16 protein-coding genes are annotated in these 21,298 nt (G+C 70.4%); 6 read left to right on the forward strand and 10 right to left on the reverse strand.

The genetic code is table 11. The features are described 5' to 3' along the window. The first annotated feature begins 49 nt into the window (after nt 1-49). On the forward strand, nt 50-559 hold the full coding sequence (locus tag ACFOY2_RS30285) for a lytic polysaccharide monooxygenase auxiliary activity family 9 protein (protein ID WP_379531501.1): 510 nt from the start codon (nt 50-52) through the stop codon (nt 557-559). Between the two features lie 116 nt (nt 560-675). Here ACFOY2_RS30285 and ACFOY2_RS30290 read toward each other — a convergent pair whose 3' ends face one another. From ACFOY2_RS30290 to ACFOY2_RS30320, 7 genes are all read right to left on the reverse strand, one after another. Further along, entirely contained in the window at nt 676-2,424 is a 1,749-nt protein-coding gene (locus ACFOY2_RS30290; protein WP_379531502.1) for a substrate-binding and VWA domain-containing protein, read from the reverse strand. Between the two features lie 81 nt (nt 2,425-2,505). After that, complete coding sequence (locus ACFOY2_RS30295; protein ID WP_379531503.1) at nt 2,506-5,244, reverse strand: bifunctional FO biosynthesis protein CofGH; 2,739 nt, start codon at nt 5,242-5,244, stop codon at nt 2,506-2,508. 84 nt (nt 5,245-5,328) lie between these two features. Beyond that, nucleotides 5,329-6,225 carry a DNA-3-methyladenine glycosylase family protein gene (locus ACFOY2_RS30300; protein ID WP_379531504.1) on the reverse strand — a complete coding sequence of 299 codons (897 nt, stop codon included), beginning with the start codon at nt 6,223-6,225 and terminating at the stop codon, nt 5,329-5,331. A 39-nt stretch (nt 6,226-6,264) separates the two neighbouring features. Continuing rightward, complete coding sequence (locus ACFOY2_RS30305) at nt 6,265-7,344, reverse strand: sugar phosphate nucleotidyltransferase (protein ID WP_449290146.1); 1,080 nt, start codon at nt 7,342-7,344, stop codon at nt 6,265-6,267. A 32-nt stretch (nt 7,345-7,376) separates the two neighbouring features. Continuing rightward, nucleotides 7,377-8,492: a glycosyltransferase family 4 protein gene (locus tag ACFOY2_RS30310; RefSeq protein WP_379531505.1), complete on the reverse strand. Its 1,116-nt coding sequence runs from the start codon at nt 8,490-8,492 to the stop codon at nt 7,377-7,379. Nucleotides 8,493-8,586: 94 nt separating this feature from the next. Next, nucleotides 8,587-9,498: a lysylphosphatidylglycerol synthase transmembrane domain-containing protein gene (locus ACFOY2_RS30315; RefSeq protein WP_379531506.1), complete on the reverse strand. Its 912-nt coding sequence runs from the start codon at nt 9,496-9,498 to the stop codon at nt 8,587-8,589. After that, nucleotides 9,495-10,322 carry a class I SAM-dependent methyltransferase gene (locus ACFOY2_RS30320; RefSeq protein WP_379531507.1) on the reverse strand — a complete coding sequence of 276 codons (828 nt, stop codon included), beginning with the start codon at nt 10,320-10,322 and terminating at the stop codon, nt 9,495-9,497. Before ACFOY2_RS30320 ends, ACFOY2_RS30315 begins: the two co-directional genes overlap by 4 nt. Before the next feature lie 93 nt (nt 10,323-10,415). On the opposite strand from ACFOY2_RS30320, the gene ACFOY2_RS30325 reads away from it, so the two are divergent. The 3 genes from ACFOY2_RS30325 to ACFOY2_RS30335 are packed head-to-tail and all read left to right on the forward strand — an operon-like array spanning nt 10,416 to nt 13,701. Then, nucleotides 10,416-11,621, forward strand: a complete 1,206-nt coding sequence (locus ACFOY2_RS30325) for an SPFH domain-containing protein (RefSeq protein ID WP_379531508.1) — start codon at nt 10,416-10,418, stop codon at nt 11,619-11,621. A gap of 31 nt (nt 11,622-11,652) precedes the next feature. Further along, nucleotides 11,653-12,729: a hypothetical protein gene (locus tag ACFOY2_RS30330; RefSeq protein WP_379531509.1), complete on the forward strand. Its 1,077-nt coding sequence runs from the start codon at nt 11,653-11,655 to the stop codon at nt 12,727-12,729. A gap of 9 nt (nt 12,730-12,738) precedes the next feature. Further along, complete coding sequence (locus ACFOY2_RS30335; RefSeq protein WP_379531510.1) at nt 12,739-13,701, forward strand: lysylphosphatidylglycerol synthase transmembrane domain-containing protein; 963 nt, start codon at nt 12,739-12,741, stop codon at nt 13,699-13,701. Here ACFOY2_RS30335 and ACFOY2_RS30340 read toward each other — a convergent pair. The 3 genes from ACFOY2_RS30340 to ACFOY2_RS30350 form a co-directional block, all read right to left on the reverse strand. Next, nucleotides 13,602-14,663 carry a glycosyltransferase family 4 protein gene (locus ACFOY2_RS30340; protein WP_379531511.1) on the reverse strand — a complete coding sequence of 354 codons (1,062 nt, stop codon included), beginning with the start codon at nt 14,661-14,663 and terminating at the stop codon, nt 13,602-13,604. The two genes, ACFOY2_RS30335 and ACFOY2_RS30340, sit on opposite strands and share 100 nt — an antisense overlap. A gap of 3 nt (nt 14,664-14,666) precedes the next feature. Further along, entirely contained in the window at nt 14,667-15,596 is a 930-nt protein-coding gene (locus ACFOY2_RS30345; RefSeq protein WP_379531512.1) for a glycosyltransferase family 2 protein, read from the reverse strand. Between the two features lie 236 nt (nt 15,597-15,832). Beyond that, nucleotides 15,833-17,839 (reverse strand): glycosyltransferase family 39 protein, encoded by a 2,007-nt coding sequence (locus ACFOY2_RS30350; RefSeq protein ID WP_379531513.1) that lies wholly within the window; start codon nt 17,837-17,839, stop codon nt 15,833-15,835. A gap of 95 nt (nt 17,840-17,934) precedes the next feature. Between ACFOY2_RS30350 and ACFOY2_RS30355 the strand changes: the two genes are divergently transcribed. Continuing rightward, complete coding sequence (locus tag ACFOY2_RS30355; protein ID WP_379531514.1) at nt 17,935-19,434, forward strand: hypothetical protein; 1,500 nt, start codon at nt 17,935-17,937, stop codon at nt 19,432-19,434. 186 nt (nt 19,435-19,620) lie between these two features. Further along, on the forward strand, nt 19,621-21,276 hold the full coding sequence (locus ACFOY2_RS30360) for an LCP family protein (RefSeq protein WP_379531515.1): 1,656 nt from the start codon (nt 19,621-19,623) through the stop codon (nt 21,274-21,276). Nucleotides 21,277-21,298 lie beyond the last annotated feature (22 nt).

The raw sequence follows: 21,298 nt of genomic DNA on the forward strand, positions 1-21,298 counted from the left end.
AAAGTTTCCTTTACATTTGAGTTATCCCCCCATGTAAAGGAGCTGCTCCATGAGAAGGACGCTCACATTGGTGGCGGTGGCGGTGATCGCCATCGCCACCACGATCTTCAACACGGCGCCGGCGTTCGCGCACGGCTACGTGAACTCACCCCCGAGCCGACAGGCCAACTGCGCCCAGGGCAAGGTGTCCAACTGCGGCGACATCATCTACGAGCCGCAGAGCGTGGAAGGCCCGAAGGGACTGCGAAGCTGCCACGCCAACGTGGGACGGTTCGCGCAGCTCAGCGACGAGAGCAAGCCATGGCCCGTCGCGTCGGTAGGCAAGACGGTGACCTTCAACTGGACGTTCACCGCCAGGCACGCCACGCTCAACTACGAGTACTACATCGGCAACACGCGGGTGGCCGTGTTCAACGGCAACGGCCAGCAGCCGCCGGCGACGGTCTCGCACACGGTCAACCTGTCCGGCTACTCGGGCCGGCAGAAGGTCCTGGCGATCTGGAACATCTCCGACACCGCCAACGCCTTCTACTCCTGCATCGACGTCCGGATCAGTTGATCGGCTGCGTTCAGGCCCGCACCTCGCTCGCTGGCCAGGAACCGCCTCGCGTCTCCGCGCTCCGGCAGCTGGTCTGAACCGCAACGGAAAAGGGGGCGCCGGTGCGCCCCCTTTTTCTATGCCATCGGCTTGCAGGCGGGGTGGCAGAGTCTGCGGGCCAGGGCTCCCAGGAACACGTCGATGATCTCCCCCGGCTCCTGGGCCTCGTGCAGCGAGCCGTTCGTGGCGGCCGCGATCTGCGACAGGCCGCCGCGGTCCACGCCCTTGCCGAACGCGATGACGATGATCTGAACAGGTTTGTCGGGGTTCCAGGTGCGGCGCAGGTGGTCGAGGAGCTGGGCCAGGTTCGTGCCCTTGCCGTCGTCCCGGCCCGACGTGATCACCAGGAGCGTGTTGTTCATCTCCTCGCGGTAGTCGCCCGACACCTTGCGGAAGCCGCTGAGGATGGCGTCGTAGAGCGAGCTGTCCAGCTTGGGATGGGCGGTGATCGTGCTGGTCAGCTCGTCGAGCCGGCCGCGGCGGACCACCTGGCCCGTCTCCGGCTCGTTGATCGGGCCGAGCCCGACCCGCTCCTGGTAACCCTTGACGCGCCCGACCTTGTCGGCGAACTCCCACAGGCCCATGTGCGTGGAGTCGGGGAACAGCTGCAGCCCGATCTTGGCCGCGGACAGCGCCACGCTCAGCCTGGTGCCGCCCTTCAGCGGCTCGGCCATGTGTTTGGAGGTGTCGGTCAGGACGAGGATGTTCGTCGGCGGGGCCAGCCTGCTCCAGGCGCGTAACGCCTCGTCGATGTCCTGCGGCGAGACCGACTGCCTGGTCTTCGGGGCCGTGGACGGGATCTGCGGCCCAGGCGAGATGGGGCCATGAACGCCGTCGCCGGAACGGAAGCCCGCCCGCCGGACGATCTCCTGGGCGCGGGGGCCCTTCAGCCAGTCGGCGAAGGCCGTGGACGCCTCGGCGACCGTCGGGTCGGTGGCGGTGACGACGTAGGGATAGTCGAGGTTGATCGTGCCCTCGCGCGGGTGCAGCGCGACGACCGGGTCGGAGGAGGGGCGCAGGTTGCGGTTCCGGACCGACTGCTCGGGGACGATGACGACCGGGCGCTGCCAGAACGTGCGGTCGTCCACGGCGGCCAGCATGCTGCGGTAGTCGGGCGCGGAGCCGGCCTGCGCCCACCGGACGAACGCGGTCAGCGCCTTGTCCGCCTCTGGGCCGGTGCCGACGACGTCCCTGGCGGCGGCCACGGTCGCGATGCCCGCCCCGGCCAGTGACGGGTCTGGCACGCGGACGATGTCGGGCTCGTCCGCGTTGGGCGTCAGCCGCCCGCGGACGGTCGAGGGGAAGACCATCCGCCAGTTCATCTCCGTCTTTCCCACGGAGAATCGTTGCGCCAGCGACGAGCGGGTGGCGAACACCAGCGGCGACGTCGCCACCACGCTCTCACCGGCGGGCAGCGCGCTAGCGCCCTGCTGGCGGGCCAGCCTGATCCAGGCGGAGGAGTCGGCGATCCAGCCGTCGGGGCGCTCGCGCAGCACGCCCGCCCTGTCGCCGATCAGCGTACGCAGGACGGTGGCCGGCGGCTGTTCGGTCACCTGGACCAGCACGCACCGCCCGCCCACCGACGTCTTCGTCTCGTTGAAGCCTCCCGCGGCCTCCATGACCGCGGGGGCCACGTCGACCGCGGCGACCACGCTGACCAGAACAGGCTCTCGTGTGGTGCACAGCGGGCCGGCGCCGCCGAACACCACGACGAGGGCGCCCGCCACGATGGCCACCGCAGTGAGCCCGGCCAGGATGCCGCGTTGGAGCGCCTTCCTCCGTCGCTGCTCGGGGGACAGCGCGGCGCGGTGCCGACCCAACCGCACGGTTAACCTCTCTCCAGGGGGATGACGATTCTCCCAGCCACTCCCATAGCAGGCGCAAGTCGTAGTTAGAACACGTTACAACTAGGCCATCGGCAGGACACGCCTGACGCTCCGGCAGACGCCGTCGCTCGCCTCCGACGCGCGCAGCCGCTCCGCGCCGGGAACGCCGTACTCGGTGGTGCGCTGCCTGACCGGCCTGCCGGTGACCTCGACCATCTCGCGCAGTTCTGTGATGGTCTTGTACGAGCCGTTCTCCGAGCCCGCCATCCTGCTGATGGTCTCCTCCATCAGGGTGCCGCCGAGGTCGTTCACCCCGCCATGGAGCACCTGGCGGCACAGGTCGTCGCGGAGCTTCACCCAGGAGCACTGGATGTTCTTGATCGCGCCGTGCAGCAGGATCCTGGCCAGCGCGTGCACGGCCCGGTTCTCCCGCGCCGTCGGGCCCGGCCTGGCGATGCCCGCCAGGTAGATGGGGGCGCTTGTGTGCACGAACGGCAGCAGCACGAACTCCGAGAAGCCGCCCGTCTCCTCCTGGATGCGCCTGATCAGCTTGATGTGCCTGACCCAGTGCAGGTGGTTGTCGACGTGGCCGTACATCATGGTGGACGTCGTCGGGATGCCCACTTTGTGCGCGGTCGAGATGACGTCGACCCACTCCCGGGCGGGCAGCTTGCCCTTGGTCAGCACCCAGCGCACGTCGTCGTCGAGGATCTCCGCCGCCGTCCCGGGGAGCGAGTCCACGCCCGCTTCCTTGGCCGCGTGCAGCCAGTCCTCGATCGAGAGGTTCGTCCGGCTCGCCCCGTTGATGACCTCCATCGGGGAGAACGCGTGCACGTGCATCTCCGGCGTCCTGGCCTTGACCGCCCTGGCGATCTCGAAGTAGGCGGTGCCGGGCAGATCGGGGTGGATGCCGCCCTGCATGCACACCTCGGTCGCGCCCGCCTCCCACGCCTCCTGGGCGCGGTCGGCCACCTGGTCGAGGCTGAGCGTGTAGGCGTCGGCGTCGGTCCTGCGCTGGGCGAAGGCGCAGAAGCGGCAGCCCGTGTAGCAGACGTTGGTGAAGTTGATGTTCCTGTTGACGACGTAGGTGACCTCGTCGCCCGCGGCCTGCCTCCTGAGGTCGTCGGCGATGGCCGCCAGTTCGTCCAGCGCCTGGCCCTCCGCGCTGAGCAGCGCCACGGCCTCGGCGTCCGTCAGGCCCGCGGGGTCGGCCTCGGCCCGCCTGAGCGCCTGCCGCACCTCCCCAGGCGTCGGCCCCCCACCGGACACCATGCCGCCGGACGCCAGGCCATCGGAGACCGGGCCACCGGAGACCCCGCCACCGGACGCTGGGCCGCCGGACGCTGGGCCGCTGGACGCTGGGCCGCTGGAGACCGCGCCGTCGGACGCCGGGCCGCTCGCCGGTGGGGCGAGCGGGCGTTCGGTGGCGGGGTCCGGGGCCTGGGCAGGGGCGAGGCGGTCGCGCAGGGCGTCCCAGTCGCCGTAGACGTGGTCGAAGTCGTCGCGCCGGTCATGCGTACGCCCCGACGTGTCCACCTCCACGTGCAGATCCACCCGCCCCGCCGACAGGGGGAACCCGCCGTCGGGCTCCTGCCACGGCCGCCCTTCGAGCACCGCGTCCTCGCGGGCCAGCCCGGTCTCCGGATCCGCCAGGGCGGCGACGTGAGCGGCCAGCCGGGGATCCAGCCACGGCTCCCCCGCCAGCACGTACTCGGGATAGATCGTCAGCCGCTCCCGCAGCACGAACCCGGCCTCGGCCGTGCGGGCGGCCAGGTCGTCGATCTGCGGCCACGGCCGTTCGGGGTTGACGTGGTCAGGGGTGAGCGGCGACACCCCGCCCCAGTCGTCGATGCCCGCCCGGATCATGAGCTCGTACTCGGAGTCCACCAGGTTGGGCGGCGCCTGCAGCCGCACGCGCGGCCCGAGCACCAGGCGCGCGACGGCGATGGTGGCCGCGAGCTCCCGCAGGTCGGCGTCCGGCAGCCCGCGCATGGCCGTATCCGGTTTGGCGCGGAAGTTCTGGACGATGACCTCCTGGATCGCCCCGTACTCGCGTGCCACCCGCCGCATGGCGAAGATCGACTCGGCGCGCTCTGTGACGCTCTCGCCGATGCCGATCAGGATCCCGGTGGTGAACGGCACGTTCGTACGCCCGGCGTCCTCCAGCACGCGCAGCCGTACGGCCGGATCCTTGTCCGGCGAGCCGTGGTGCGGCTGCCCCTTCTCCTCGAACAGCCGCCGCGAGGTCGTCTCCAGCATCATCCCCATGGACGGCGCGACCGGCTTGAGCCGCTGCAGGTCACGCCAGCTCAGCACTCCGGGGTTGAGATGCGGCAGCAACCCGGTCTCCTCCAGCACCCTGACGGCCATGGCCCGCACGTAGGACAGCGTGTCGTCGTAACCGTGCGCGTCGAGCCACTCGCGTGCCTGGTGCCACCGGTCCTCCGGCCGGTCCCCCAGCGTGAACAGCGCCTCCTTGCACCCCATCGCCGCGCCCTGCCTGGCGATCTCCAACACCTCGTCGGGGCTCAGGAACGGCGCGGGCAGCTTGTGCGGCGCGGTCGCGAACGTGCAGTAACCACAGCGATCCCGGCACAACCTCGTCAACGGGATGAACACTTTCCTGCTGTAGGTGATGACACCTTCGCGGCCCACCGCCCGCAGGCCGGCGTCGCGGACGCGCGAGGCGTGTTCGAGCAGCGTGTCGAGGTGCTCGCCCCGGGCGTGCAGCAGCACGGTGGCCTCGGTGACGTCGAGGGCCTTGCCGTCGCGGGCACGGGCCAGAGCACGGCGAACAGCGGTATCACTGACAAGACTCATAACGGCACAGTACGACGGGCTGAGTTCGCCACCCGCACCCAGGGCAGGCGTGTCAGCAGGCACCACTGGCCGAAGACCGGTGTGTCAGAAGGACCTGTAGTCGCGTACTGCCATTCTCGGCCCCCGCGCGGGCGGGCGCAGGCCCGTGAGCCACACGAGCAGCGTCGCGCGATGCCGATGCCCCAAATACGGCTCCAGCAGCCGCAACATCCCCTCATCGTCGGTCTTCTCCCCTGTCAGGGCGTAGCCGACGAGCTTGGCCAGGTGGAAGTCGCCGACGCTGACGGCGTCGGGGTCGCCCAGGGCGCGCTGGCGCACCTCGGCCGACGTCCACACCCCGATCCCCGGCAGCGCCCGCAGCAGCCGGTCGAGTTCTTCCGTGGTGGCCGCGGCCTCCAGCTTGCCGGCGTGCCAGGCGGCGTTCGCGATGGTCCTGGCGCGGACGGCCTCGGCCCCGGCCCGATGCCAGTGCCAGCTCGGGATCTGCCGCCACACCGCGGCCTCGGGGATCACCCGCATCCCTTCGGGCGCGGGTCCGGGAGCGGGCTCCCCGTACCGGTCGAGCAGCCAGCGCCAGGCGCGCCACGCCTCGCGTCCGACGACCTTCTGCTCAAGGACGGCCGGGACGAGGGCCTCCATGACCCGGCCCGTCCGCCCGATCCGCAAGCCAGGATTTTTCCGAACGGCCTCCGCCAAGACCTCGTGTTTGACGATAAATCCGGAAATGTTGTCCAGGCCCCCGAGCAGCCCCGGCAGCGCCTCCAACGCCCACTCCGCCCCGGGCCCCCACGCCTGCCCGTGCACACGACCGGCCTCGACGCTCACCCTGAGTGTGCACGGCCCGTCGGGCGTCCTGGACGTGCGCCACACGGCGCCGTCACCGCTCTGGCGCCAGGTGGGGTCACCGCCGCCGCGCTTGTGCGGCTGCAACGCCAGCCCCACGTCAAGCGGCCCGTCAGGCGCCCACCAACGCTCCCTCACCCATCCAGTGTGCCGCGCTCCGGCAGCAGGTCAGACCCTTCAGACGTCGCTGGAGTAACGCAGCGCCTTCTCCGGCAACTCGACGCCGGGCCAGACCCGCACGCCGTTCTGCAGCTCGTTGCCCGGCCCCACGATGGCGCCGTCGCCGATCAACGCATCGCGCACCACCGTGCCCGCGCAGACCCGCGCGCCCTGCCCCACCACGGAGTCGGTCACGGACGCGCCCGCCTCGACGACGCAGTCGTCGCTCAGCACCGACCCGACCACCGAGGCGCCCGCCTCGACCACGGCTCTGGCGCCGACCGCCGTGCCGCCCCTGACCTTGGCCTCCGGGGACACCCTGGCCCCTTCGAGCGCCAGGTATTCGCCGGTCGGCCCCGGCAGCGCGGGCGAGGCCAGCCGGCCGAGCACCAGGTCGCGCGAGCCCTGGACGTAGGCGGTGGGTGTGCCCACGTCGAGCCAGTACGTGCGGTCGGCGTAACCGAGCACCAGCTCGCCCGACTCGATCAGCCCGGGGAAGGTCTCCCGCTCCACCGACACGACCTCGTCGCGCGGGATGGAGTCGATCACCGAGCGGGTGAAGACGTAGCACCCGGCGTTGATGCGGTTGGTGACCGGGTTGGGCGTCTTCTCCAGGAAAGCCGTCACCCGGCCCTCCTCGTCGGTCGGCACGCACCCGAACCTGGTCGGATCGTCCACTTCGGTCAAATGGAGCGTTACAGCGGCCTGGCGCGCGAGATGGGTGCGCACCTGATCTCCGATGTCGTGACCGGAAAGGATGTCGCCGTTCAGGATGAGCACCGGATCGGAGGGCCCCGACGTGAGCGCCTCCGCGGCGTTGCGGATCGCGCCGCCGGTGCCGAGCGGCGTCTCTTCCGTGATGTATTCGAGCGAGAGCCCGAGCGCCGCGCCGTCACCGAAGGCGGGCTCGAACATCGCCGCCTTGTAGGAGGTCGCGAAGACGATCCGGCGCACGCCGAACGATCGCGCGCGGGCCAGTTGGTGGGCCAGGAAAGGTACACCGGCGGTCTGCAGCAGCGGCTTGGGCGTGCCCAGTGTCAGCGGACGCAGGCGCGTGCCCTGCCCCCCGACCAGGAGGATCGCCTCGAGGTCTGGCAAAGAGCTCTCCATCACTCCGTGAGGTTACCGAACTATTCGATCGCGCGTTGATAGGAGCTGAGGTGCGCCTCCGCCGAGGCGTCCCACGTGAACTCACGTGCTCTGGCCAGCCCCGCCTCCTGCAACTGCGCCCGTCTCGCGGAGGAGGAGAGCAACTGCCCGAGCGCCAGGGCGATGCTGTCGGCGTCGGGCTCAGTGTAGGCGACCGCGTCTCCGCCCACCTCGGGCAGCGAGGTGCGGTGGGTCGTCAGGACCGGCGCGCCGCAGGCCATGGCCTCCAGCACCGGCAGCCCGAACCCCTCGCCGCGCGAGGGGAAGGCCACCACGAGCGCGCCGCCGAGGAACCCCGGCAGGTCGGGCGCGTGCAGGTACCCGGGCCGCACGACCTTCACCGTGGCCTCGACCTCGCGGCAGGCGGCGTCGACGTCGTCCTCGTGCACGCCGCCGCCGATCACCAGCGCCGGCGGCTTCTCCAGCGTCTTCACCGCCGTGGCGAAGCCTCTGATCAGGTTGGGAACGTTCTTGCGCGGGTCGAGCGCGCCCAGGAACGCCACATAGGGCTGGCCGTGCAGGCCGCATCTCATGGCGGCCCTGCGGATCTCCTCCTCGCTCGGCGGGTGGAACTGCGCCAGGTCGACGCCGTGGTAGGCCACGTCGATCCTGGTCGGATCGGCGGCCAGCACCCGTACCAGCTCGTCCCTGGTCGCCTTGGACGGCACGATCACCCGCCGGGCGTGGCGTACGGCCATGCGGGTGGCCGAGCGGAAGAACGACGCCCTCGGGCTGTGCTGGTCGGGCTCGGTGAACCAGGTGGCGTCGTGCACCGTCACGACGGTCGGCAGGCCCGAGCTGAGCGGGATGGAGTAGTAAGGAGCGTGGATCACGTCGGCTTCGGCCTGACGGGCGAGCAGCGGCAGACCGGTCTGCTCCCACGCGAGACGGGCGGCCCTGTTGGTGATGGCCACAGGGCCCGGAATGATCGTCGCGGACGGCGCAAGGAGCCGGTAGCGTTCCGCTTCCGCCCGCTGGCAGACCACGGCCAGGTCGGCGCCGGCCCGGTCGAGCGCGGCCACGAGCCCGTCCACATATCTGATCAACGCGCCGCGGTCCGCGGGGACCGCCGCGGCGTCGACGAGCACACGAGGCATTACGTAGATCTTCTCCCCTCAAGATCAACGTGGGATCTGGTGTCCCCCTCTGAACTTCAGCTTATGACCAGCGTCCCCTAAATCGTGGGCCAAATCACACCGAGTCGCGGCGCGCCGCAATTCCCGCCAAGCCTGCGCAGATCAGGTCCCCTGCGACGATGACAATCCTTGATGAAAGGGCCACCGCGATCGCGGCGCCGGAGTCCAGATGAGGCGCCAGAGCCGTGACCATCGCGAGTTCCCGCACGCCCGCGCCCGCCGGGACGACGAAGGTCATGATGCCCAGGCACCACGACAGCGCGAAGGCGCCGATCGCGAACAGCGGGCCGCCCTGCGGGGCGATGAAGTAGAGGTGCGCGCCGTAGCAGGCCCAGCCGGCCAGCGCCCAGGCGAAGGCGGTCAGCATGCCGCGCCGGGTGAGGGGACGGTCGAGCGGCTCGCGCTTGAGGCGGCGCAGGGCGTACCCGATGACGGTGTTGATGACCTTGGGTTCGAGCAGGACCAGCAGCAGCGGGATGAACAGCAGCAGCCAGCCGTAGCGGTCCCAGCCCAGCGTGACCACCGTGACGAGCAGGCCGGTGGCGAGCTGGACGGGCATCATCAGGAAGAACGCCGCCGCGCTCCGCGAACGCGGCACGCCGAGCTCGCGGCCCATCTCCATCTGGGCGAGCACGGGCCAGAGCGCGCCAGGGATGTACTTGCCGAGCTGACCCACGAAGAACACCTTCGCGCCGGCCCGCAGCGGCAGCGGCGAGCCCAGGTCGGCCAGCAAGGTACGCCAGGTGAGCATGGCGCCGAGCAGCGCCGCGATCACGGCGAGCAGCGACCCGGCCAGCGCGGTCCACGACAGCTCCGCGAACCCGGCGACGACGGCGTCCCACTGCTTGATCACGAAGTAGGCGCCGAACCCGAGTGCGACGGCCAGGAACCCGAACCGCAGCAGCTTTCTGAGCGGCGACCTGCGCGGCACGGCTTCGGCGCCCTCGCGCTGCTCCACCTCGGTCACAGCGGACGGACCCGCTCGGGCGGCTGCGGGAGCGCGGCCCCCGCCGGGGGTCTGGGCGTCTTGGTGGCCACCCACAGATACGTCGGCACCACGGGCAGCAGCAGCCTGAGCACCTCGCGCGGCGTCTTGGCCAGCACCGCCCTCACCACCTTCCCCGGCAGCCCGGGGAACAACTCGCCGCCCGCGAACTTGGTCGGCGTGGCCAGCACGGGGAAGGTGTAGTCCCACACGTGGAAGGCCCGCAACATCCTGCGCAGCCCGCGCCGCGTCCTGAACCGCTCGTAGTAGTGATCGGCCCGCCCGAACGCCCGCACGTAGCGGTCGGCCAGCGCGGGCGGCAGGTAGGACAGGAACGGCAGCTTGTAGTGCGGCTCCATGACCCCGAGCCGGTTGCCCAGCCCCAGGTAGAGCACGCCGTCGTCGGACAGCACCCGGTGCATCTCGGCCACCACCGCGTCGGGGTCGATCACGTGCTCGTAGATGTGGTTGAACACCAGCACGTCGATCGATCCGTCGGGGAAGGGCAGCGCCGTACCGTCGCCGCAGACGAACGCCACCCGCTCGCCGAACCGGTCGGCGGCCTTGCGAAGCCCGGGGACGTCGATGTCGATGCCCAGTGTGTGCTTGGCCCCGGCCTGCGCGAGCTCGTCGGCGATGAACCCCGCAGAACAGCCCACGTCGCCCACGGTCAGCCCGCCGAGCGACCCGTGGAAGTGCTCAAGCACCGCGATGATCTTCGCAGCCTTCCGTCTCCGCTTCTGCTCGTCGAGCATGGCGGACTGGAACTCCGAGTATTCGAGCTGCGCTACGCGTTGCTTACCCACGAGTCCCCACAGTACCGACCTCTACGCCAATGCGACGTCAATCGGCTTTGGTACGGTGGCCCACCTGGCCAAAAGCTGACGATCGGGGGCCAAGTGGAGCTGTTCGACAAGATCCGGGGCGAATTCATCGACATCGTCGAATGGCTCGACGACAGTCGCGACACCCTGGTATGGCGCTTCCCCCGCTACGAGAACGAGATCAAGATGGGCGCCCAGCTCGTGGTGCGGGAGTCGCAGGTCGCGGTCTTCGTCAACGAGGGCCAGATCGCCGACGCGTTCCCCCCGGGGACGTACACGCTGGAGACCAGGAACCTGCCCATCCTGTCGACGCTGCAGGGCTGGAAGTACGGCTTCCACTCCCCCTTCAAGGCCGAGGTGTACTTCGTCAGCACCCGCCAGTTCGCCGACTTCAAGTGGGGCACGCAGAACCCCGTCATGGTGCGCGACCCGGAGTTCGGGCCGGTGCGGCTGCGGGCGTTCGGCGCGTACGCGGCCAGGGTGATCGACGCTCCCGCCCTGCTGCGCGAGCTGGCCGGGACGGACCCGCGCTTCCGCACCGAGGAGGTCGAGGGCTACCTGCGGCAACTGGTCGTCGGCCGGCTCGCCCACGCCCTGGCCACGGCCGGGGTGCCGCTGCTCGACCTGGCCGCGGGCCAGCACGAGATGGGGCAGCGGCTGGCGCAGGTGCTGACGGCCGACCTGGCCAAGGTCGGGCTGGCGATCCCCACGTTCACGATCGAGAACATCTCGCTGCCGCCCGAGGTGGAGCAGGCGCTGGACAAACGCTCGCAGATGGGGATCGTGGGGGATCTCGGGGAGTACGCGCGGTTCCAGGCGGCCAACGCCCTGGAGAACGCGGACGGGGCCGGTGAGGGAATGGGGCTGGGCATGGGCATCGCCGCCGGCCAGCACATGGCCGCCGCCCTCGCCCCACAACCTCCTCACGCCCAGCCCACCCCACAACCACAGCAGCCCCACGCCCAGCCCGCCCCACCCCAGCAGCCCCACGGCCAACCGGCCCCACAACCGCAACACCCCCACGGCCCGAGCGCCCCGCAACCGCAACACCCTGGGGGCGGGCAGGGCGGACCGCCGCCGCTGCCGCAGCCCGACCGGTGGTTCCTCGGCGTAGACGGCGAGCAGCGCGGCCCGTTCGACGACGCCGACCTGCCCGCCGCCGGTCTCACCCCCGACACGCTGGTGTGGCGCTCCGGCATGCCCCAATGGCTGCCCGCGCGCGACGTCCCCGAACTGGCCACGCTCCTGCGCGACACGCCGCCCCCGCTCCCGCCCTCCTGAAAGACAACCGCGCCGGTCGGAAGGACCTGACGTGACCTCCCCCACCCAGACCCCCGCCCACCCCTGCGCGGGCTGCGGAGCGAGCGTGGCGTTCGCCCCCGGCACCGCCGTACTGCGCTGCCCGTACTGCGGCTACGAGCAGCGCATCGCCGCGCCCACCCGCCAGATCCGCGAGCACTCCTTCGACGCCTTCCTGGCCAAGCCCCGCGTCCAGACCCTCGCGCCCCACCAGTTCACCTGTCCGGGCTGCGGCGCCCGCACCGAGAGCGACGCGCTGTCCAGGGCCTGCCAGTTCTGCGGCACCCCGCTGGTGGCCGACACCTCGGGCGGGGCCCAGATCGCCCCCGAGGCCGTGCTGCCCTTCGGCCTGAACCGCAACGGCGCGCGCAGTTCCCTGCGCGCCTGGGTGCGCTCGCGCTGGTTCGCCCCCACCCGCCTCAAGCGGGTGACCGAGGCGGAGGCGATGAAGAGCACGTACCTGCCGCACTGGACGTTCGACGCGGGCACCGTCTCCCACTACGTCGGCCAACGCGGCAGGCACCACTGGACGAAAGAGAGCTACGTCAATCACAACGGGCACAACGCCACCAGGAACGTGCGCAAGACCATCTGGCGGCCCGCGAGCGGCACCGTGTCGCGTTTCTTCGACGACGTCCTGGTACGGGCCACGACGCGCGTCTCGCCCGAGCAGCTCGACAAGCTGAAGCCGTGGCCGCTGGAGCGGGCGGTCCCTTTCGACCCCAACTGGCTGGCGGGACACCACAGCCTGCGCCACGACATCGAGCCGCAGGGCGGCATGGAGCTGGCCAAGGCGGTCATGTACCAGGTCATCGAGAGCGACTGCCGCCGGGACATCGGCGGTGACGTGCAGCGGGTGCACCGGGTGGACACCCAGTACGCCGATGTCGCCTTCAAGCTGGTGCTGCTGCCGGTGTGGATCGGCACCTACGTGTTCGGCGGCAAGACGTACCAGGTGCTGATCAACGGAGTGACCGGGGAGGTCCAGGGCGATCGGCCGTTCAGCGCACTCAAGATCACGATCGCCGCGCTGATCGCGATCGCACTCGTCTCGTCTGTCGTCTGGCTTTACCTGTCGAAGAACCCATAGCCTGAGCGAATGCTCCGCCGCCTGCTGCGCGTCGTCCTCGCCCTGGTCGCGATCGCATTCCTGGGCTACGGCCTGGCCAGAAACTGGGACGAGACCACGCGGGCCGTGGCCGCCATGTCGCCGTGGGCGGTGCTCGGGGCGTTCGCCGCCGTGCTGACCGGCCAGTTCTTCATGCTGGTGGCCTGGCGCGAGATCCTGGCGGGGCTCGGCACGCGGGTGCCGCTGCGGATCGCCGGGCGGATCATGTTCGTGGGGCAGCTCGGCAAGTACATCCCCGGGGCCGTGTGGGCGTACGCGGCGATGATGGACCTCGGGCGCGACCACGGCAGCCCGCCGCGGCGCACGTTCGCGACGATCTCGCTGGGCCTGGTGATCAACCTCGGGGTCGGCATCTCGATCGCCGCGGCGACGCTGGGCTCGCTGGAGGCGGTGCGGCAGGCCTGGTACCTCGTGCTGCTCGTGCCGGTGATCATCGTGTGCCTGCACCCGAAGGTTCTGACCTGGGGCCTCAACCTGGCGCTGCGCATCGCCCGCAAGGAGCCGCTGGAGAGCGTGCTGCCCGGCCGCACGGTCGTCGTCGCGGTGGCGTGGACGGCGCTCGGCTGGTTCGTCTACGGCCTGCACATCTGGCTCGTCGCCGGCCGATGGGACCTCTACCTCGTCGCCACCGGCGCCTACGCCTTCGCGTGGGCCACCGGGATCCTCACCGTCGTGGTCCCGGCGGGCGTCGGGGTCAGGGAGGGCGCGCTGGTGCTGGTGCTCGGACCGATCGTCGGCACGCCGGTGGCGCTGGCGGTGGCGATCGTGTCGCGGCTGGCGTTCACGCTGGCCGACGCGGCGGCCGCAGGCATCGCGTTCCTGCTGGGCCGCCGTCAGACGGCCAGCAGCGCCCCCGCGTACGCCGACCAGAACGGCTCGGGGTCGACCGCCTTGACGCCCGACCGCAACCTCTCGGGCTCGCCGGAGGCGTAGAACCGCTCGATCGTGCGGCGGAGCGCGTCGGCGTCGTCCGGCTCGACGAGCAGCCCGTCGACGCCGTCGGTGACGTGGTCGGCCAGCGCGCCGACGCGGGTGGCGATCACCGGCACGCCGTGCTCGTGGCCGAGCCAGACGTTCTGGCTGGCGGTGGCGCTGCGGTAGGGCAGCACGAGCGCGTCGCAGGAGGCGAACAGCCTTGGCACGTCCTCGGCGGCCACGTAGCCGGGGCGCAGCTCCACCCGCTCGTCCAGGCCCAGCTCACTGATCAGCGCCTTCGTCTCGTCGAGCCCGCCCCAGAACTCGCCCGCCACGGTCAGCAAGACCCCGTCGGGCAGCGCCCGCAGCAGCAGGTCCAGCCCCTTGTACGGCCGTACGATGCCGAAGAACAACAGCCGCCTGTGCACCTGGGAGGAGCGCTCGGCCGTGGTGGAGGGCAGGTGGGGCGGCATCGCGGCCACGCCGACCGGCTTGTCCGTCAGCCCTCTGGCCAGATCGGCCTGCTGTTCGGAGTGGGTCAGCACGCCGTCGACCCGCTTGAGCAGGGCTTTCATCAGGGGCTCGTCGTACGGTTTGCGCTCGTGCGGCAGCACGTTGTGGCAGAGAGCAATCGTCCTGATTCTTCGCCCTATCCCGGCCAAAATCCCCAAATATGGCGGGACCTGCACCGGACTCAGCACCGCCAGCACCACCACGTCCGCCGACCGCATCCGCCGCCCCGCCGCCACCCACCCGTCGGGCCGACGCCAGTCGAGCTTGCGCACGGTGTTCAGATAGGGCGTCCCCTCAGGCGTGGAGATCGTCTGCTGCCCCGGATAGAGGAAGGATGGATACTGCGCCCGCCACGACTCGATCACCACGTCGTGCCCCTGGGCGCTGAGCCGGTGCGCCAGCTCGGTGGTGTGCTGCGCCCCGCCCCCCTTGTACGGATAGGTCGGGCCGACGATCGCGATCCGCAACGCTCACTCTCCCCGCGAACGCACGATCAGGTCGGCCAGCAGCGCCACGGACCCGATCAGCAACCCGGACAGGAAGATCATCACGGTGTTGGCAGGGAAGTAGAACGGGTGCTGGACCATGTCCCACACGCCCTTGACGACCCCGATCGCCACCAGCCACAGCGCGGGCGGCATGAGCACCTTGAGCGGGTTGAAGTACATGATCATCCGCAGCACCTGCAGGATGTAGCGGTAGGCGTCGGACACGAAGCTGAACTTCGACTTGCCCGCCCGCTTGGCGTACCCGATCGGCAGGTAGTAGACGTCGTGCTGGTTGGACAGGAACGACAGCGTGATCGTCGTCACACACGAGAACCCGGGGGGCAGCAGCCGCAGATAGGGCTTGGCCACCGACCTGCGGAAGGCCCGCAGCCCGGAGTTGAGGTCGGGGATGCGCTGGCCCGCCAGCTTCTCGGCCACCTTGCGGATCACCCACTTGGCCGGCACCCGCAGGAACTTGTGCGAGCCCTCCTCGCTGGTGCGCGCGCCGACCACCTGATCGATCGCCTCGTCCTTCTCCAGGACCTGCACCAGCTCGGGGATGCGCTCGTTGGGGTAGGTCATGTCGGCGTCGGTCCAGACGACGATCTCGCCCCTGGCCTCCTGGGTGCCGATGCGCCGCACGGTGCCGGCGCCGCCGTTGCGGTGGAAGGCGCGCACGCGCAGGTGGGGGTAGTCGGGCGCGGCCTCCTTCAGCCTGGCCAGCGTGTCGTCGGTCGAGCAGTCGTCGACGGCCACGAGCTCGTAGGTGTAGCCGCTCGAGTCCATGGCCTTGGTGATGCGCTCGACTTCGTCGATGACGTGATCCTGCTCGTTGTAGCAGGGGAGGACGATGGTGACGTACGGCGCTTCTTCCACGGCAGGTCCACTCTTGGGGGTCTCAAGCGTGCTCACGGGGGTCGAGGTTACTCTGCCCAACTGAGAGCCGGGTCCACATCACCCCACCGGGAGCTCCTGATTTGGGGTTGATTTCACCAGTCTGACCCATTCAACGGCCAGCCCGCCGAACCCCGTCCGCCCCTGTCAACCAGGCTCACCGGGCGTCTCGGAGGGGTCGCCCAGCGTACCGACGACAACACTTGACCATCTTTTACCTGAACCTCCTCGCCCGCCCCTCCCATACATGGGAATCAGGCGACGGCCATCCAAACGTTGGAACGCAGGAACCAGGTGCCGTTCGGGGCCTCGACGAGCGAGCGCTCGTCCTGCCGGGTGACCAGCCCCACGACCTGCGAGGCCGGGCCGTACGGCGAGACCTGCCCGGCCTCGGCCGCCAGCACGACCGGCACCCGGCCCGCAGCGCGCACCCGCTCGATCAGCCGGCGCACCTGCGTCTCGGGCGCGGTCTGGGCGTTCTCGCGGTTCACCTGCGCCGTCGGCCGGTCGCACATGCCACGGACGACCTGGGTGTAACGATCTCCTGTGACCCGCTCCACGATCAGCACGGACGCGTTCGCCGGGATCTTCGCGCACATGGCCGCCACCGCCGCCGCCTCGCCCCGCTCGACCGGCGTGAACGCGGTGCCGATCGAGGTCACGGTCGGCGGCACCAGCACGAGCACGACGGCCACCGCCGTCACCCAGCGCCGGTCGCTCCTGCGCCGCAGCCAGGCCAGCCCGTACGCGGCGAGCAGGATCATCCCCGGGATCACGATGGGTACCAGGCGGCGGGCGGCCCACGGGTGATCGGGGGTGATCTCGGGCCGCAGCAGCGTGGTCACGGTCGTCCAGCCGACGACCGCGAGCGGCAGCAGCCAGGCGAAGGGGGTGCCGTCACGCAGCAGGCGGCGGAGGAGCAGCGCGGCGGCGATCGTGGCCAGCACGACCACGGCGAGGCCGACGTACCAGATCACCCAGTGCAGGGAGTCCTCGGTGTAGAGCCGGGTGCCGTCGATCGGCAGGCGGTTCGCCTGCTGGGTCTGCTCGATCATGGCGGCCGTACGCCGGTCGTCGTCGTTCGTGGGGATCCGGGTGACGTGCTGCACCCACGGGCGGACGTACAGGGCGGCCATCAGCAGCACGACCAGCCCGGCCCCCGCCGCCGGCGCCCACGTGGGGAGCCTGATCCTGGACAGCGCGGGTGCGGCGGCCGTGCCGATCGCCGTGAGCACGAGCACGCCGGCGCAGATGAGCAGCAGCGGCCTGACCGAGCCCGACAGGTAGTTCAGGTACGGCTTGGCCAGCAGGTACGCCCCCAGCATCCCGAGGCCGACGCCCGCCGCCAGCCCCGCCAGCAGCGGGAACCCGAGCCTGCCCTGCGGCTTGTCGAAGCGCCGCATCGCGATCAGCAGGCCGGCGAACGCCAGCACCGGCAGCACGTCGCGCAGCCCGTCCACCCGGACCAGCACGGCCAGCCCGAACACCAGCCCTGCCAGCAGTCCGTGCCGCCATGGCCGCCGTCCAGGCCGTGCGAGCGCGTCGTGCGTCAGCGCCAGCCCGCCGAACAGCAGGATCAAGGACGGGATCTCGCTGAACGTGGTGCGCGAGGTGTAGATGATCGGCATGCTCACCGCGAACACCGCCGCCGCCGTCACCGCCCACCTCGGCCCGGCCAGCCGCGCCACGACACCGGCCAACGTCAGCACCGCCAGCGCGCCCAGCACGGCGGGCACCGCGAACGGCACGCCGAGCCAGTCGCCGACCGCGAACAACATCGGCGGACCCGGCATGAACTGCGGCACCACCGACCCGTCGGCCCGGTAGAAGCCGACGCTGTCGAAGAACAGCCACGGGTCCTGGCCGCCGAACGCCTCCGCCTGGTCGGGGATCGGAAGCGAGCCGTGGCGGGCGATCCAGGCGGCGTACTGGGCGTAGGTGGCGGGGTCGCGCCGGACGATGAGCTGCTCGGAGTGCATGATCACGTTGAACACGCCCGCCGTCACCGCTACCGCCACCACCCCGGCGACCTGCCGGAACGTGGCCGGCTCTGCGACCTGGCCGGTCGCGTCCCCGTCTGGGCGTGGCATCCCGGCCCGGCACAGCAGCACGATGACGGGCAGCCCGAGCAGAAAGGCGGGCAGCGGCGCGAACCAGCCGAACAGCAGCAGCGGCAGCCCGGCCAGCAGCCAGCCCGCCACGACCAGTGCGGGCAACACCGAGAGCGCGGCCAGCACGCGGCCAGATCGATCGAGTCCCATCGGTGAGCGAGCGTATCCAACGCCGGCCACCCGCGCCGCCCCTCGACCACAGGCTGAGGCATGGGGTGGGTGGAAACGCGGGTAGCGTACGCGACGTGGCCGGAGGGCGACGGAGGAACCGGGAGGACGTGCGGGTGATGTCGGAGGCTCGCGCGTACGAGCCCGCGAAGACCGGCCGCGGCAGGCGCCGCCTGCCGCGCGGCGCGGGGATGGGCGTCCTGAGCCGGTCGGCGGCCAGGCGGCACGGCTGGTTCCTCGCGGTCCTGGCCCTGGGCACGGCCCTGCGCGCCCTGGCGATGCTCGGCTACCGCCCCGCCCTGTGGTTCCCCGACTCCTACACCTACATCGTCACCGTCTTCAGGCCCCGCCCCGACCTGGTCAGGCCGGCGGGCTACTCGATGTTCATGAAGCTCCTGGAGCCGTTGCACAGCTTCGGGGCGGTGACGGCAGCGCAACACCTGCTGGGACTGGCGACGGGCGTGCTGATCTACCGGGTCGCCCGCCGCGCCCGCGCCCCCAGGTGGGCGGCGACGCTGGCCACGGTGCCGGTGCTGCTCGACGCGTACCAGATCGAGCTGGAGCACCTGCTGGTCTCCGACACGCTGTTCATGTTCCTGGTGGCCGCGGCGGTGGCGCTGTGCACGACGAGCAGGCCCTCGACGGTCGTGGCCATCGGCCTGCTGCTGGCGGCCGCGACGCTCACCAGGACGGTCGGGCAGCCGCTGATCGTGGTGCTGGCGGGCTGGTTCGTGCTGCGCAGGCGCGTCGGGCTGGCCGGGGTGCTGGTCGCGGCGGCTCTGGTGCCGATCCTCGCCTACGGCGCCTGGTTCTACGCCACCTACCAGCGCGTCGGCCTGGTGGGCGCCAACGGCGTCTTCATGTACGCCCGCACGATGTCGTTCGCCGACTGCGCCAAGATGGACCCGCCGCAGGACCTGCGGGTCCTGTGCGACCCTCGGCCTCCCGAGCAGCGCCCGCCCTCTCAGGAGTACATCTGGGCGCAGGACTCGCCGCTGGTGCTGCTGCCGGGGATCACGTTCACGAAGCAGAACGACGACCTGGCGGCCAGGTTCGCGACGCTGGCGATCACCAAGCAGCCGCTCGACTACGCGGCTTCGACGCTGACCGAGCTGGCCAGAACGTTCCGCTGGGACCGCCCGGTCTACCCCGATGCCGAGGTCTACGGGTACTACGAGTTTCCTGTGAATCCTCCGGGGCCGCCCGGCCGCTATCCAGCCCAGACGGGTGCCGACTATGCCAAGCTGTACGAGCAGGGTGCGATTGGTACACAGATCGTCGAGCCTTATGCCGGGTGGCTGAGGGCTTACCAGAGCATGGCGCGGCTGCCCGGTCCGGTGCTGCTGGTGATTCTCCTGGTGCCCCCGGTGGCGGCCGTCGTACGCAGGCGTGACGCAGTACGTCTCGCGGGATCTCCAGCCTGGCTGGTGCCCTGGACGGCGGCTCTGGTACTGCTGATCACACCAGCCGCGGCAGCCGAGTTCGACTATCGGTACGTGTTGCCGGCCGTTCCCCTGGCCTGTTTGGCGGCTGCTCTCAGCATCAGACCTGGGGTGCTGAAACAGTCCGGAAGCTAGAAAGAGTTTGGCGATGATATTCCACCCAATGTCCGGCTCTGAGTATGCTTTGCCGCGGAAACATCACACCCGGATCACGACCGTTACTCACGATCATGGCATCCGGAACGCCATACGTGACCTAGTCTCGTGGCGCGGAGCGACCAAGCCGGCGCGTCAGGCGCGAGAGGTGAGGCTAGGGGGCGTATGAGCGACTACAGGAGCGCGCCGACAGCCCATTCCATGCAGCACGATTACAGAACCGCCCCCACGCAGCCGGGCAGCAGGATGGCTCGCAGAGCCGCGGCCGCCGGGCCGCCCACTCCCCCTCCGCCACCCGATGACCGGCCGCCACGCAGCCACCGCGGCGACGGCGGCGGCCAGAACAAGATGCGGGTGCTGGCCTGGGTCAGCATCGGCCTGACCGCGGTCATGGTCGCGGGCTCGCTGACCGCCTACACCGTCTACCGCGACGCCTTCGGCAATATCAAGCAGAAGAGCGTCAACAACGACATCATCAACCCGCGCCCACCCGAGACCGGTGCGCTCAACGTGCTGCTCGTCGGCTCCGACACCCGTGCGGGCGACGGCAACGCCAGGTACGGCCAGCAGCTCGCCAGGACGGCCGACGCGGGCGGCAAGCGCACCGACACGATCATCCTGCTGCACCTGTCGCCCGACAGGGACAAGGCACGCCTGATCAGCTTCCCGCGCGACTCCATGGTGCAGATCCCCCGGTGCAAGAACGAGACCACCAAGCAGGAGATGGCCCCGCGCCGAGACATGATCAACTCGGCGTACAGCTCCGGCGGCATCGCCTGCACGATGTCCACGCTCGAAACCCTCACGGGCATCCGCATCGACCACTTCGTCGAGGTCGACTTCAGCGGCTTCAAGAACATCGTCGACGCGCTCGGCGGCATCGAGATCTGCCTGAAGTCCGGCGTCAACGACAAGGCGTCCAAGCTCGTCCTGCCGCCGGGCAAGAGCCTGCTCAACGGCGAGAAAGCGCTGGGCTACGTGCGCCTGCGCAAGTACGGCGACGGCAGCGACATCCAGCGCATCAAGCGTCAGCAGATCTTCCTGAGCAAGGTCGTCGGCAAGGCCACCAGCAGCGAGTTGCTCACCGACGTGGGCAAGCTGACGGACTTCATCTCGGCCGCGGCCTCCTCGGTCACCATGGACCCCGACCTGGCCAACGACACCCAGCAGCTGATCGAGATCGCGATGAGCGCGCGGCAGTTGACGGCCAGCGGGGTCAAGTTCACCACGATCCCGTGGATTCCGGACCCCGCTGACGAAAACCGGGTGGTCTGGAAGCAGCCCGAAGCCGGCCAGCTGTTCAACTCGATCAGGACCGACACCGAGGTGACCGCCCCGTCCCCGTCGGCCAGCGCGAGCGCGAGCGCCAAGCCCAAGGTCGCGCTCAAGCCCGAGCAGGTGAAGGTCCAGGTGCTCAACGGCACCAAGAGCGTGGGCAAGGCCCGCGAGGTCGCCGACCAGCTCGCCGAGCAGGGCTTCAACGTCGTGGGCCTGGGCAACTACGAGGCCGCGGGCGGCCAGAGCCTGGCCAAGAGCGAGGTCCACTACGCCAAGGCGATCGCCGAGGCCCCCGACCACGCCGGCACGCTGGCCGGAGCCGTCTCGCCCAAGCCCGCTCCCTCGGCGGGCAAGGTCGCGGCCACCAACCCGCAGCCGTACACCGCCGCCGCCCCCGCCACGGCGGCAGCCGCACCCAAGGGCACTCCGGTGATCCAGCTCGTCGTGGGCGAGGACTTCGCCGGGGTCAAGGTGACCAAGCTGCCCGACAGCGTCGAGCAGAGCACGATCACCGCGTCCGAGCAGAAGAACGCCTGCACCTGAGGCTCCAAGTTCCCTGTGGAAT

Origin of the sequence: Nonomuraea purpurea (assembly GCF_042650645.1) — a bacterium.
In the GTDB taxonomy this organism is placed as follows: Bacteria; Actinomycetota; Actinomycetes; order Streptosporangiales; family Streptosporangiaceae; genus Nonomuraea; species Nonomuraea purpurea.

Bases quoted from the DNA above. Each gene is read 5' to 3' on its own strand.
- ACFOY2_RS30285 (WP_379531501.1), top strand. From the start codon at position 50: ATGAGAAGGACGCTCACATTGGTGGCGGTGGCGGTGATCGCCATCGCC.
- ACFOY2_RS30295 (WP_379531503.1), bottom strand. From the start codon at position 5,244: ATGAGTCTTGTCAGTGATACCGCTGTTCGCCGTGCTCTGGCCCGTGCC.
- ACFOY2_RS30310 (WP_379531505.1), bottom strand. From the start codon at position 8,492: ATGCCTCGTGTGCTCGTCGACGCCGCGGCGGTCCCCGCGGACCGCGGC.
- ACFOY2_RS30335 (WP_379531510.1), top strand. From the start codon at position 12,739: ATGCTCCGCCGCCTGCTGCGCGTCGTCCTCGCCCTGGTCGCGATCGCA.
- ACFOY2_RS30350 (WP_379531513.1), bottom strand. From the start codon at position 17,839: ATGGGACTCGATCGATCTGGCCGCGTGCTGGCCGCGCTCTCGGTGTTG.
- ACFOY2_RS30360 (WP_379531515.1), top strand. From the start codon at position 19,621: ATGAGCGACTACAGGAGCGCGCCGACAGCCCATTCCATGCAGCACGAT.